A 12894-nucleotide genomic window follows, 5' to 3' on the forward strand; every position below is an offset into this window, starting at 1 on the left:
CACGACCATCAGGGCGTACCCGATGCGTCGCTCTTTGGCCGCGCCGGCGGCCAGCCGGGTGTATGCCAGCACGGCATCGGGGTCAACGCCGTTGTCGGTGAGGATGGTGGGCGCCCAATACGTAGGGCGGCGATCCGGGCTTCGATGCGGCTGATCATGCGCAGCAGGCAGTCGTCGTGAGACTCGATAGTCCGTGTGCGCAGTCCGGCGCCGGCGAGGCTGGCCGTGTAGTCGATGACCGAGCGGGCGTCCGCGATGCAGGCTACCCACGCCGTGACTGTGGTCAACTCCGCCCGTAGACCGGCGTCGGTGACGGCGACATCGGTGATGCCGGCCAGCCCGCCGGCTCGCAGAATCCGTGCGAACTGCTGCAGATAGATGTGCACCCGCAGCCGAACAATCCGGCGTTGACTCGATGGACAGTGTCACCACGATGACAGTTCGCCGGCGCACCGCACCCTAACCGAGTGCACTACCGACGGTGGCACGTTCAGCAGGACTTGAGGAGGCCAACGCGATGATCGGCGTTGTGTGGAACGGGACAATGCTCGTCGAGCCGCCGCGAGCCGTCCGGCTTGAGGGCAATCACTACTTTCCACCCGAGTTGCTGCACCGGGAGCACTTAACCCCTGGCCGGGCGAATGCTTCCGGGGCCGTTGTGCCCTTGGAATCCGACACCATTTCGTCGATGACAGCTGAACCGCATCTCGTTCAACACCGCGGCCTGCAACACGAAACCCCGCCACCGCAATTGGTTTCGATGACCAGCAGTCGGATTTCGCGTACGTGCGGGCGCGCAAGGTGGTGTACCGGCTGGCGATCGGGTGCACGACGAGTCGGGTCTTGTGGCTGTCGAGGAGGTCACTGATGTCATTTGTGATCGCGGTGCCGGTGCTGCTGGGCGCGGTGGCCAATGAGTTGGCCGGTCTGGGTTCGATGCTAAGTGCGGCGAATGCGGCCGCGGCGACCCAGACGACGACGGTGCTGGCCGCGGCCGAAGACGAGGTGTCGGCCGCGATCGCGGCGCTGTTTGCTGCTCATGGTCAGGCCTACCAGTCCGCCGGTGCGCAGGCGGTGGAATTTCATGCCCGGTTCGTGCGGGCGCTGACCGCCAGTGCGGGGGCCTATGCGGTCGCCGAAGCGGCCAACGCCTCGCCCTTGCATCAGCTGCAGGACACCGTTAACGCGCCGTCGGTGGCGCTGACCGGGCGTCCGCTGATCGGCAACGGCGCGCCCGGGGCCCCGGGAACCGGGCAAGACGGCGCACCGGGCGGCTGGTTGCTCGGTAGTGGCGGAGCTGGCGGGTCGGGCGCGCCCGGCCAACAAGGCGGGAACGGCGGGGCGGCAGGGTTGCTCGGCACCGGCGGGGCCGGTGGCGCGGGCGGGGCTATCACCAGCGGCGTGGGCGGGGCAGGCGGGGCCGGCGGGGCCGGCGGGTGGCTGTTCGGCGCCGGCGGGGCCGGTGGCGCCGGCGGGGCCGGCTTTGGAACCGGCGGAACCGGCGGAACCGGCGGAACAGGCGGAACCGGCGGGCTGTGGGGCGCCGGCGGGGCCGGCGGTATCGGCGGGGACGGCAATTCCGGCGGTGGTGCCGGCGGGTTCGGCGGGGCCAGCGGGCTGTTTGGCGGCGGCGGGGCCGGCGGAGCCGGCGGGCAAGGAATTTCCGGCGGTGGCGCCGGCGGGCCCGGCGGGGCAGGCGGCAACGCCGGGCTACTGGGCGGACTGGTGGGCGCTGCCGGCGGGGAGGGCGGTGCCGGTGGCGCGAGCAGCCAAAGCGATGGCGGGGTCGGCGGGGCCGGCGGCAACGGCGGGCCGCTGTTCGGCGCCGGCGGGGCCGGCGGAACGGGCGGGGTCGGCTTTTCTAATGGTGGTGTCGGTGGGGCCGGCGGCGAGGCCGGCCTGCTGTTCGGCGACGGCGGGGCCGGCGGAACAGGTGGCGTCGGCAGATCTGGCGCCGGGGGTTCCGGCGGGATCGGCGGCGGAGCCGGTCTGCTGCTGGGTAATGGCGGTGCCGGCGGGGCCGGCGCGCTGGGTGCCACGGTCGGTGGCGACGGCGGGGCTGGCGGCAACGCCGCGCTGATCGGCACCGCCGGCAACGGCGGCAACGGCGGACCGGGCACCCCCGGTGGCAACGCCGGCGCTCAAGGTGCAACCGGACCGCTCCAGGGGATGTTCGATGCGGTGAATGCCCCCACCCAGGCGCTGACCGGGCGCCCGCTGATCGGCAACGGCGCCAACGGTGCCCCGGGGACCGGACAAAGCGGCGCACTCGGCGGGTGGCTGCTCGGCAACGGCGGGGCCGGCGGCTCGGGCGGGCCAGGTGAAAGCGGCGGTGCCGGCGGCGCCGCCGGGCTATGGGGCACGGGTGGGGCCGGCGGCTCCGGCGGTGCCGTGGGTAGCGGCACCGCCGGAGCTGGGGGGGCTGGCGGGGCCGGCGGGTGGTTGTTCGGCACCGGCGGGGCCGGCGGCACCGGCGGGACCAACTTTGGGCTCAACGGTGTTGGCGGGGCCGGCGGGGCCGGCGGCGCCGGCGGGCTCTGGGGTGTTGGTGGGGGCGGCGGCACGGGCGGGAGCAGCTTTGGTGGCGGTAGCGTCGGCGGGGTGGGCGGGGCCGGCGGCGTCGGCGGGCTGTGGGGTGTCGGCGGGGCCGGCGGCACCGGCGGATTCGGCCCAGATGGCATTGGCGGCGTCGGCGGGACCGGCGGTGCGGGCGGGCTGCTGTTGGGCGCCGGAGGGGCCGGGGGGACCGGCGGGGCTGGCAACACTGGCGGAACTGGCGGGGCGGGCGGCAACGCAGGCCCGCTGTGGGACGCCGGTGGCGCCGGCGGAAACGGCGGTTTCGGCGATTTCGATGGTGGAGCCGGCGGATCCGGCGGCAACGCCGGGCCGTTGTTCGGTGGTGGCGGCGCCGGCGGGGCCGGCGGGGTTGGCACATTTACTGGTGGTGCCGGAGGGTCCGGCGGCAAGGCTGGGCAGCTAATCGGCAACGGTGGCGCCGGCGGAGCGGGTGGGCACGGCCTCGCCGCCGACGGCGGTGCCGGCGGGGTCGGGGGTAGCGCCGTGCTGATCGGCACCGGGGGCAACGGCGGCAACGGCGGAACAGGCGGCGTCACGCCGGGCGGCGCCGGCGCCGGCGGCACCGGCGGGCTGCTGTTGGGGACAACCGGAATCGCCGGGTTGCCGTAGCTAGCTGGCGCGCGCGCCGTCGCGCACGACCGTTCGGAACAACCATGTGGTCGAAAGCCCAACCACGTCGATATGCCCGTGGAAAGGTCTGGCTCCCACCGATCCACGGGTTTTGACGATTCCGTGATGAACACCTCATCACGATCACGTTTCACGAATGCCGTGATCCGACCGATCGTGTCACCACGATGACAGTTCGCCTGCGCATCGGACCCTCAGCGAGTGCACCATCGACAGTGACACGTCCGGCGGATTTGAGGAGGCGAGTCAATGATCCGCGCTGTGTGGAACGGGACAGTGCTAGCGGAGGCACCGCGCACCGTGCGGGTGGAGGGCAATCACTACTTTCCGCCCGAGTCGCTGCACCGCGAGCATCTGATCGAAAGCCCAACCACGTCGATATGCCCGTGGAAAGGTTTGGCCCATTACTACAACGTCATCGTGGACGGCGATGTCAACCCGGACGCCGCCTGGTACTACCGGCGGCCCAGCCCACTGGCGCGTCGGATCAAGAACCATGTCGCGTTCTGGAACGGTGTGACCGTCGAAGGCGAATCCGAGGGCGACCGGCAAGGCCTGGCCCGCCGGGTCGCGGCGTGGCTGGGCAAATAGTTTGGCGATGACTGAGCATCTCGCGCGTACCCCGGGCCGCCGCGTGGCGACCGCGGATCGGCTGCCGATATGGCGGATCGGTATCGCTGGCGGGCTGGTCGGCATGCTGTGTTGTGTCGGCCCCACGATCCTGGCGCTACTTGGGATCGTGAGTGCGGCAACGGCTTTCGCGTGGGCGGACGACCTCTATGACAACTACGCGTGGTGGTTCCGCGTTGGGGGTCTCGCGGTGCTCGCCGTTCTGGTGTGGATGGCGCTACGGCAACGAAACCAGTGCAGCCTCAACGCAATCCGGCGATTGCGGTGGCGTCTGATAACGCTGCTGATAATAGCGGTTGGTACCTACGGCGTCTTGTACACCGTGACGACGTGGTTGGGCACCTTTGCATAGCTGCGGTCAGACGAACGGGGTTGCCGGCGACGTGTCCGACATGATTTCGGCGTTGTCGGCGGATGCCGTCCGGCCAGTGTGGCGTAGTGACAGGCTGCAGGCCGCTGCGGTGGCTAGCACCGCGGCGACGGTAAGCAGAGCGAGCTGATAGGTGCCGGTGGCGTCTTTGAGGTAGCCGGTGGCGTAAGGACCGGCAAAGCTTGCCAGGCTGGCTGCGGCATTGACCGCCGCGATGGCCACGGCGACCCGGGGACCGGCCAGCGCTGCGGTGCAACGGCTCCAGAAGGCGGGCGTGGCTGCAAGGATTCCGGCGACGGCGATTGTCAGCCAGCCCAGCGTCACCATCGGTGACATCGGGCTCAAAGCCGCACCGAGCGCGGCGGCGCCCGCGGCCACAGTCGGTATCGTGATATGGCCGATTCGGGCGCCTGCGCGGTCGATGCTGCGGCGACTCCAGACCAGCATGGCCACCGCAGCGACACCATAGGGCAGGGCCGACAGAGTGGCGGCCGTCAGGGTGGATGTGCCGTGTGCGAGCGAGGCAACCAGCTGGGGCAGGAAGAACTGCAACGCATACAGCGCGAAATACAGTCCCCCATAGACGACGGCGAATACGACAAGACGCCAACCGGCTCCGCCAGACCGACCGGCCGGGGTAGGGGTATCCTCGGCCAGCCGGGCCGACAACTCTGCGCGCTCCTGCGCGGTGAGCCAGCTTGCCCGTCGAGGGCTGTCCGGCAACAGCCGCCGAAGAAGCGGTGCCAGCACCAGTGTGGGCAGCGCCTCGATCAAAAACATCGCCCGCCAGCCGGGTAGCTCGGCCAGATGGACGTGGTCGACGATAAGTCCGGACAGCGGCAAACCAACCGTATTGGCGACCGGAATCGCGAGCAGGAAGGTAGCTACGGCGCGGGCTCGCTGCGCGCACGGAAACCACACGGTCAGATACGCGATGACGCCGGGGAAGAAGCCGGCCTCGGCGATCCCGAGGGCGAAGCGCGCCATATACAAGGTGTGCGCGCTGGTGACAAAGGCCGTGGCCGCCGAGCACACACCCCAGGCCAGGACAACCGTCGTGAGCGTGCGACCGGCGCCGAAACGCGCCAGCGCCGCGTTGGCGGGAACCTGGAATAGGACGTAGCCGAGAAAGAAGACGCCGGCGGCGGTACCGTACGCGGTGGCGCTCAGGCGCAGGTCGGCGTTCATCGCCAGGGCGGCGACGGAGATGTTCGCACGATCGACGAAGTTGATCACATACAGCACGAACAGCAGGGGCAGCAGCCGTCGCGCGGCCTTGCCTAGGGCATTGTGCGTGGGGCTTGCCGCAATTGTCGCCACTTGCGGCTCCTTCCTTCGGCCTGTCGGTCGATGTCTACCAATCACAGTCAGTCGATCAAATTCAGCCGCCCGACCGGTTACGGCAGTGCGGTGAAACGGATTTGGCGTTGCACCGGACGGGTTTTGCCGTCAACCTCGGCGTAGGGGCCAGCGAAGAACAGGCTGCGGCCGGCGCGCTGCGGCGGGGCCAGCAGGATGTCGCGGCCGGTTGACCAGGCGATGTGGTTTGCTTCCAGATTCGCGAACAGGCCGTGGGTGCCGTACTTCGTTGCGCAGGAGGCGTCCGCGGGTAGCCAGCCGTGGCCGGCGACGAAGAACTCCGCCCAGCAGTGGTAGCCGCACACCTCGCAATCCTGGGCACCGGGCTGCGGTTGCTCCAGGGCCTGACCGAGCACGAACCGAGCCGGGATGTCGATCGACCTACACAGTGAGACGAACAGCGCGTGGATGTCGTTGCAGTTGCCCACCGAGCAGGTCAGCGCATGCTCGGTGCTGCCCAGAAAAGACTGCTTTGTCGCGTCGTAGTCCATGGCGCCGGTGACGTAGTCGTAGATGCGACGGGCTTGCAAGAGCGGGTTGGTTTCGGTGCCGACGACGTCTTGAGCCAGTGTGCGGGTGCGCTCGTCCACATCGACGTGTGCCTCTGGGGTCAAGGCGCGGGTGAACAATTGCGCGGTGGCCAAGGGGCGGGCCCGTGCCGGGTCCGGTGCATGCCCAATCGGCCGCCGTTCCACGACATAGCGGATGGACAAACTTGGCGCTTTCGCCGAGCGCTGTCGGCTGTACAACATCAGGTTTCCGAACTCCGGCTCACGCGTGAGGTCATAGGGATCCTCGCTGGTCACCTCGGCGTCCAGGACGCGCTGAAAGGCGCCGTCGCCGATGACGGGGCACCACAGGTCGACGGTCCGGGCGCCTTCCGTGGAATCGATCGTGATGTGATCGGTGATTTCGAACAAGCTCGTCGCGGCCTCTTCCTGTGCGGATACCGCGGGGTCGGTGATGGTCATCGGATGGATCCTTTCCGGTGGGAATCGATTTGGTGTTTTGCTTGTCTACGATCGAACGACCGGCAGATCGGCGGCGAGCCATTCGGAGAACCCGCCGTCGAGGCGGCGGGCGGCAAATCCGTTGGGGCGCAGCAGTTCCAACGCGTCATAGGAATACACGCAGTACGGTCCCCGGCAGCAGGCGACGATGTCCATGCCGGACGGGAGTTCGTCGAGCCGCTCGGCGAGTTCGTCGAGGGGAATGCTCACTGCCCCGGGCAGGTGCCCAGCGGCGTATTCCGCGGCCGGGCGCACATCGAGGACCAGCACTGTCCCGGCGGCCGCCCGGGCCCGCAACTCGTCTCGGCCGACGGGTTCCAGGCCGTCTCTGTCGGTGTAGTACTCCCGCACCAGGGAGTCGACCTCGGCGAGATTGCGTTCGGCCACCCCGCGCACCGCCCGCACCACATCCCACACTTGGGGGTCCGACAATTTATAGATCACACGTTTGCCGTCCCGGCGGCTGGTCACCAGACCGGCGCGCCGCAGCTGCAGCAGGTGCTGGGAGGCATTGGCCAGCGTCAGCCCCGCCGACCGAGCCAGCGCGTCCACGCTGCGTTCACCCTGCACCAGCAGATCCAGCAGCTCTAACCGGTGACCGCTGGACAACGCCTGCCCGACCAGCGCGAACTGCTCGAAGATCAGCTTCTTCGCACCCTGCACGCGCCGCTCCATTCCCCAGGTTCAGACATTCGTATGTTCAATAGATTGTTTGATAATGTCAACCCGACACGCCGCCGTCTCAGGGTGTTGCTCTCGTCAATCCGGGTGATCGAAGGTCGTTGACGCCGACACCGCGCTGCGTGCCAGCGTCGCGGGCAGTTGCGGTCCGCCCGGGTCGTGAGTGGCGAAAGGTGTTGGTAAGCACGCTGTTCCAGGTTCCGGGGGCCGCACAGCGTTCATTGGTGGGCGTACGGGACGCCAGGGTGAGGGTCAAGCGGATTTCGACTCGATCACGCGGGCACGTCTGGGCGCGGGAAAGTCAACGTGGCGATGATGATTCGTCACCGTCACGTGGCTGACTGTCCACCGGTGGTCAGCACTTGGCGTCGACGTAGACCGTGGTGTAGAGCAGTTGTTCGATGGTGCCGTCGCTGCCGGGGACGGTGACGCGATGGGTGACATCTCGGCCGGGCCGGATGGCGGTCACGGTGCATTCGCGCAGCGGCCCATCGCCCACTTTGTTCAGGATCACCTTGTAGCCTTCTGCTTCAAGCTGATTGACCGCGTCGTCGGCTGACCCGGGCGTCGAGGGTGTCGGCGCCGCCACTGCTGGTGAGGCAAGTCCCAGGGACGCTGCGGTGAGGCCGATGGCGGCGACTGTGGCCATTGTTGAGCGCTTCATCTGCGTGCCCTTTCCTGTTGCTGGGATGAAGCCCGTTCAGTTCTTCGGGGCCTCAACGTTGTCGACGCCGTCGGCGGGCGCTGCGGTGGGTGCACAGCAGTTCTCGGCGGTGTCGGTGGTGTGGTTGGTGGCGCGGGCAGTGAGGGCGGCACCCGCCGTGATGAGGATGATGCCGAGCGCGGTGACGGTGATTGCGAGTTGGTGTTCGCTGATCCAGGTAGACAGGGTGGCGGCCACGCCGGTGAGCCCGCCGGTGCCGGGCCGGCCGCCGAGCTGCTGGGGCAGCCAGAACAGCAGCAGGTAGCCGCCGGACAGCACCAGCACGGCGCCGGCGATGCGGTTCACGTGGGGCAGCAGTTGGCGCAGGAAGCGGTTGATCAGGCCGCTGGTGAAGGCTGCGAATACCGCCAGCGACAGCAGCAGGGTGGCCGAGCCGGCGGCGTAAGCGCCGAACACCAGCAGCACCCCTGACAGGTTGGTGCTGGCCAGCGCTTGGTGACCACCGCGAGCAGCACCGTGATCGAGCAGGAGGCCGAGGCCAGCGCATAGCCAATGCCGAAGGCCAGCATGCCCATCGGCCCGTGCCGCGCGGCGCTGGAGCGGCGGGTGGGCAGCCGCAGGGGCAGATGCCAGCCGGCGAGCATGACCAGGCCAGCGACGGCGAGCAGCGCGCCGATACCGGCGGCCAGCCACGGGAAGACACCGACCAGGGAGCGCAGCCCGAGCGCGAGCAGCACCCCAATGACGGTGAGGGTGCCGGCGAACCCGGCGGTGAGGGCCGATCCGGCTCGCAGCCCGCCGGCCACCCGCGCCAGTGCACCTACCCGGCGGCCCGAGGGGTCGTCTGTGGTGTCGACGGCGTAGGCCAGGTAGGCGGGCAGCACGGCGAACCCGCACGGGTTGACCGGGGCGAGCATTCCCGCGCCGAAGGCCAGTGCCAGCAGCGGGCCGATCACGCGCCCACCTTGCCCAGTTCGGCGCGGATGGTGTCGGCGCCGGGTTCCACCGCGCGAAACGCCGTCCTACCGGAGGTGTCCAAGACGACGACGGTGGACACCTGGGTGGCCTGGTAGGTGCTCATCAGGGTGGCGTTGGTGTCGCGGGTGTAGGCCAGACCGGTGGCCTGGTTGGCGGTGAGGAAGTCTTTGATGTCCTGCTCGCTGTCGGCGGGGTCGATGTTGACCGCGACGAAGGTCGCCTTGGCCCCGGTGGCCTGTTGGGCCTGGCCGAGGGCGTGAGCGGTGGGGCCGCAGCCGCCACAGGCGACGGAAAAGAACAACAGCACACTGGGCCGCGACCCGTCGGGCACCGTGATCTGCTGGCCCTGCAGCGTCTGGGCGGTGAACGTTGCCGAGGCCACGGGAGCCGCGGTTTCGCCGGGGCCCGCGGCCGGCTCCGGGGCTGTCTGGTTGTTGGACCGCGACAGCGCCGAATAGAGCACGACCGCGATCGCGAGAACCGCGGCCGCCGCTACCGCGATCCACACCAGGCGGCGGCGGGAACGCGGCGCGGCGCGACGAGTGGTGGTGGCGGGCTGGTCAGGCATGGCTCGGTGCCCCTTGTTCGGATGGAGGGCTAACGGGTCCGATCGGAGTGGTGGCGGGCGGATGGGATCGGCGGGCGGCCCGAGTCATCGCGGGTGAAACCGCCAGGGCGCCTAGCGGTCCATGCCACCGCGACAAGAAGTACGAGGACGGCACCGGCCCCGATCATCCAGGGGTTGGCCAGCGCCGCAGCCAGTGCGCCGAGGGCACCGGCGGCGATCAACAGCGGAAGGGCGCAACACAGCACCGGCAGCAGCGCCAGACCGGCGGCAGCCAGTGCGGTGCGGGTGCGGTTTGGGCCGGGGCCGGTGGACATGGTGATCCTCGTGCGCTGGTTAGGCGTCCGGGCCGGTGATACGCATGCAGGCGGCCAGCGCGGCGGCGTTGTCGGCGGCCAGCGAGCGGGCCAACAACACCAGTTCGGCCACCCGCGGGTCGGCCACCCGGTAGTGGGCGAAGCGGCCTTGGCGGCGCAGCGCCACGTAGCCGCAGTCGGACAGGCAGGCCAGGTGGCTGGAGACCCGGCCCTGCGACAGGCCGATATGCGCGATGCACTCGCTGACGGTGTGCTCCTCGTCGAGCAGGAACTCCAGCAGCCGCAGCCGGGCCGGGTCGCCGAGGGCGCGGAAGAATTTCGCCACCATCTCCACCCCGTTGGGCGTGGTGGGCAGCAGTGCGGTGGTGCTGGGCTGGGACGCGTCGGCCACGGTTTGCCGTCCTCACATCGGTCATATTCTGTAGTATTCGGATAAACGAATATTACGATTGTATCGATATATTTGGCAAGGCGAATGCGTGCTGGCGAGGAGGCTGCGATGCGGTATGACCTGGCGATCATCGGGTCAGGGGGCGCCGGGTTCGCCGCGGCGATCGCCGCCCGCGGTAAGGGCAAGCGTGTGGTGATGATCGAGCGTCGCACGGTCGGCGGGACATGCGTGAACACCGGATGTGTGCCGTCGAAGGCGCTCTTGGCCGCCGCGGCGGCCCGCCACGACAGTGTTGATGGGCGGTTCCCGGGCATCGTCGTGACCCCGTTCGGCGTCGACATGCCGCGGCTGATCGGCGCCAAGGACGCCCTGGTGTCGGCGATGCGGGACGATAAGTACACCGGTCTGGCAGCCGACTACGGCTGGGACATCCTGGCCGGCACCGCCCGCTTCGCCCACGGGCCTGTCCTCGATGTCGGCCTGACCGCCGGCGGGTCGGCCCGGGTGCAGGCCGAGCACTATCTCATCGCGACCGGGTCGGCGCCGTGGGCCCCGCCGATCGATGGGCTGGCCGAGGCCGGGTTCTTGACCTCGACCACCGCGATGGACCTCGATGCGCTGCCGGAGTCGATGATCGTGCTCGGCGGCAACGCGGTGGGCCTCGAGCAGGCCCAACTATGGGCACGGCTCGGGGTCGAGGTCACCGTGGTCGAGTTGCTGCCGCGGTTGGCGCCGTTCGAGGAACCCGACGTCTCTGCGGTCGTCGCGCAGGTGTTCACCCGGGAAGGCATCGGGGCTTTCACCGCCACGACCGTCGATCGGGTCGAGCATGACCACACCGGGTACCGGCTGGGCTACCACAGAACCGATGGGCAAGACGGCGAACTGCGCGGCCAACAACTTTTGGTCGCCACGGGCCGCCGACCGGTCACCGCGTCACTGAACCTGGCAGCCGTCGGGGTGAAAACCGGAAACCGGGGTGAAGTCGTCGTCGATGACTACCTACGCACCAGCAACCCGCGGATCTGGGCGGCCGGCGACGTCACCGGCGCCCCGCAGTTCGTCTACGTCGCCGCCGCGCACGGAAACCTGGTGGCCGACAACGCATTCGACAATGCCCAGCGCAGTATCGACTACGCGGCGCTACCGCGGGTGACGTTCACCAGCCCCGCGATCGCCGCGGTCGGGATGACCGAGCTCGAGGCCATCGACGCCGGATACGACTGCGACTGCCGGGTGCTGCCACTGAACTACGTGCCCCGAGCGATCGTCAACCGCGACACCCGCGGCCTGATCAAACTTGTCGCCCAACGAGATTCGGGCCGCCTGCTGGGGGCGCACGTGATCGCCGACGGTGCCGGCGAGGTCGTCGCCACCGCGGTGGGTGCACTGAGCGCCAAGGCTACCGTGGCCCAGCTGGCCGAGCAGTGGTGCCCGTATCTGACCATGGCCGAAGGGCTCAAACTGGCCGCGCAAACCTTCACCCGCGATGTCACCAAACTGTCCTGCTGCGCCTGACAAGCACCGAGGAAACCTATGACGCACACCGCACCATTGAGAACCGATGAACTGTGGACCGTCGGACAGCTCTCCCGCCGCACCGGCATCCCGATCAAAGCCATCCGCGACTACACCGACCACGGTCTGGTCAACACCCTGGGTCGAAGCCGCGCCGGCTACCGCACCTACACCAGTGAGGCGCTGTGGTGCCTGCGGCTGATCACCATCCTGCGCGGTCTGGGGCTCACCCTCGCCGAGATCCGCGGCCTGACCCGCCCACAGCCGCAACCACCCGGACCGCGCCTCGCGAGGCTGTTGGCGACGTCCAGGGAACGCATCAACGAGCGGATCGCGGCCCTGCAGGCCACGTTGGCCGGCATCGACGCCTACGAGCGCGACCATCACGCCGAGCTGGCCGGGCACAAACCGCTGTGGGGCACCGAAGCGCGGCGGCGCGGCTGACAAGCACTTGACTCTCACCCCGGGGGAAGGCCCTACCGTCGCACACATCAGCCCGACAACCATTGCGAAGGAGCCGATCCCGTGACCGACCACACCGTGGCCGCCGATCTCAGCGACAAACTGTTCGGTGCCCCCGAGACGGCCGGCACCGGCGACAAGTCGCGTCTGCTGCGCGCCGCGTTGCGCCTGCTAGCCGACGGCGAACCGATCACCCCCGCCCAGTTGGCCGCAGCCGCCGGCGTCGCCGAAACCGACCTCGAACAGGCCACCGCCGGTGGCGACATCGAATACGACGACCGGGGCTGCATCATCGGCTGGGGCCTGACCAACAAGCCCACCCCGCACAAGTTCACCGTTGACGGCAAGCAGCTCTACACCTGGTGCGCCCCCGACACCCTGATCTTCCCCACCGTGATCGGGCGCCCCGCCGTCATCGAATCACCGTGCCCGACAACCGGAACCACCATCCGACTCCGCGTCGACCCGGACACCGGGGTGACCGACCTCGAACCATCGACGGCAGTGGTGTCGATCGTCGACCCGAACCAGATAGACACCAGCGCGGTGCGGACCACCCTCTGCAACCCGCAACACTTCTTCGCCACCGCCGAGGCCGCCCGTGACTGGCAATCCCGCTACCCCGGCATGAGGGTGCTGCCCGTCGCCGAGGCTTACACGCTGATCATGCGGCCCCTCGCCGACGCCATGCTCGGCGACGACGATCCCGACGTGTGCTGCTAACTGTCAAACCCCGTCCCAC

16 protein-coding genes and 1 pseudogene are annotated in these 12894 nt (G+C 69.1%); 7 read left to right on the plus strand and 10 right to left on the minus strand.

What is annotated here, in order from left to right; all coding sequences use genetic code 11:
- Nucleotides 1-8 precede the first annotated feature (8 nt).
- Entirely contained in the window at nucleotides 9-386 is a 378-nt protein-coding gene (locus AADZ78_RS03925; RefSeq protein ID WP_139828685.1) for a hypothetical protein, read from the minus strand.
- Nucleotides 387-517: 131 nt separating this feature from the next.
- Here AADZ78_RS03925 and AADZ78_RS03930 point away from each other — a divergent pair.
- The 4 genes and pseudogenes from AADZ78_RS03930 to AADZ78_RS03945 form a co-directional block, all read left to right on the plus strand.
- Nucleotides 518-625 (plus strand): annotated as a pseudogene (locus AADZ78_RS03930) (hypothetical protein); the annotation flags it as partial.
- A gap of 242 nt (nucleotides 626-867) precedes the next feature.
- The gene (locus AADZ78_RS03935; RefSeq protein WP_204903463.1) at nucleotides 868-3186 is read left to right on the plus strand and encodes a PE family protein; all 2319 of its coding nucleotides are present in this window, start codon (nucleotides 868-870) and stop codon (nucleotides 3184-3186) included.
- 270 nt (nucleotides 3187-3456) lie between these two features.
- Nucleotides 3457-3798 carry a DUF427 domain-containing protein gene (locus AADZ78_RS03940; RefSeq protein ID WP_085250522.1) on the plus strand — a complete coding sequence of 114 codons (342 nt, stop codon included), beginning with the start codon at nucleotides 3457-3459 and terminating at the stop codon, nucleotides 3796-3798.
- A gap of 7 nt (nucleotides 3799-3805) precedes the next feature.
- Nucleotides 3806-4189, plus strand: coding sequence for a hypothetical protein (locus AADZ78_RS03945; RefSeq protein WP_085250521.1), 384 nt, complete (start codon nucleotides 3806-3808; stop codon nucleotides 4187-4189).
- A 6-nt stretch (nucleotides 4190-4195) separates the two neighbouring features.
- Here AADZ78_RS03945 and AADZ78_RS03950 read toward each other — a convergent pair whose 3' ends face one another.
- The 9 genes from AADZ78_RS03950 to AADZ78_RS03990 form a co-directional block, all read right to left on the minus strand.
- Complete coding sequence (locus AADZ78_RS03950; RefSeq protein WP_204903462.1) at nucleotides 4196-5527, minus strand: MFS transporter; 1332 nt, start codon at nucleotides 5525-5527, stop codon at nucleotides 4196-4198.
- A 77-nt stretch (nucleotides 5528-5604) separates the two neighbouring features.
- Nucleotides 5605-6537, minus strand: coding sequence for a transglutaminase-like domain-containing protein (locus tag AADZ78_RS03955; RefSeq protein WP_204903461.1), 933 nt, complete (start codon nucleotides 6535-6537; stop codon nucleotides 5605-5607).
- A 45-nt stretch (nucleotides 6538-6582) separates the two neighbouring features.
- Nucleotides 6583-7239 carry an ArsR/SmtB family transcription factor gene (locus AADZ78_RS03960; protein WP_085251303.1) on the minus strand — a complete coding sequence of 219 codons (657 nt, stop codon included), beginning with the start codon at nucleotides 7237-7239 and terminating at the stop codon, nucleotides 6583-6585.
- A 373-nt stretch (nucleotides 7240-7612) separates the two neighbouring features.
- Nucleotides 7613-7906, minus strand: coding sequence for a PepSY domain-containing protein (locus AADZ78_RS03965; RefSeq protein WP_239656793.1), 294 nt, complete (start codon nucleotides 7904-7906; stop codon nucleotides 7613-7615).
- Between the two features lie 51 nt (nucleotides 7907-7957).
- Nucleotides 7958-8386, minus strand: coding sequence for a hypothetical protein (locus AADZ78_RS03970; protein ID WP_204079710.1), 429 nt, complete (start codon nucleotides 8384-8386; stop codon nucleotides 7958-7960).
- Nucleotides 8299-8877, minus strand: coding sequence for a cytochrome c biogenesis CcdA family protein (locus AADZ78_RS03975; RefSeq protein WP_204079709.1), 579 nt, complete (start codon nucleotides 8875-8877; stop codon nucleotides 8299-8301). The genes AADZ78_RS03970 and AADZ78_RS03975 overlap by 88 nt, the downstream gene beginning before the upstream one ends.
- Nucleotides 8874-9467: a thioredoxin-like domain-containing protein gene (locus AADZ78_RS03980; RefSeq protein WP_085251289.1), complete on the minus strand. Its 594-nt coding sequence runs from the start codon at nucleotides 9465-9467 to the stop codon at nucleotides 8874-8876. The genes AADZ78_RS03975 and AADZ78_RS03980 overlap by 4 nt, the downstream gene beginning before the upstream one ends.
- Nucleotides 9468-9496: 29 nt before the next feature.
- The gene (locus AADZ78_RS03985) at nucleotides 9497-9781 is read right to left on the minus strand and encodes a hypothetical protein (RefSeq protein WP_085251290.1); all 285 of its coding nucleotides are present in this window, start codon (nucleotides 9779-9781) and stop codon (nucleotides 9497-9499) included.
- Nucleotides 9782-9800: 19 nt separating this feature from the next.
- Complete coding sequence (locus tag AADZ78_RS03990) at nucleotides 9801-10109, minus strand: ArsR/SmtB family transcription factor (RefSeq protein ID WP_085251304.1); 309 nt, start codon at nucleotides 10107-10109, stop codon at nucleotides 9801-9803.
- A gap of 171 nt (nucleotides 10110-10280) precedes the next feature.
- Here AADZ78_RS03990 and merA point away from each other — a divergent pair, with 171 nt between their 5' ends.
- The 3 genes from merA (at nucleotide 10281) to merB (ending at nucleotide 12875) form a co-directional block, all read left to right on the plus strand.
- Nucleotides 10281-11690, plus strand: a complete 1410-nt coding sequence (gene merA / locus AADZ78_RS03995) for a mercury(II) reductase (RefSeq protein ID WP_139828798.1) — start codon at nucleotides 10281-10283, stop codon at nucleotides 11688-11690.
- Nucleotides 11691-11708: 18 nt separating this feature from the next.
- Complete coding sequence (locus tag AADZ78_RS04000; protein WP_085251292.1) at nucleotides 11709-12134, plus strand: MerR family transcriptional regulator; 426 nt, start codon at nucleotides 11709-11711, stop codon at nucleotides 12132-12134.
- 81 nt (nucleotides 12135-12215) lie between these two features.
- Nucleotides 12216-12875 (plus strand): organomercurial lyase MerB, encoded by a 660-nt coding sequence (merB, locus tag AADZ78_RS04005; RefSeq protein WP_085251293.1) that lies wholly within the window; start codon nucleotides 12216-12218, stop codon nucleotides 12873-12875.
- The last annotated feature ends 19 nt before the right edge of the window (nucleotides 12876-12894 follow it).

The sequence above is a fragment of the Mycobacterium riyadhense genome (genome assembly GCF_963853645.1).
In the GTDB taxonomy this organism is placed as follows: Bacteria; Actinomycetota; Actinomycetes; order Mycobacteriales; family Mycobacteriaceae; genus Mycobacterium; species Mycobacterium riyadhense.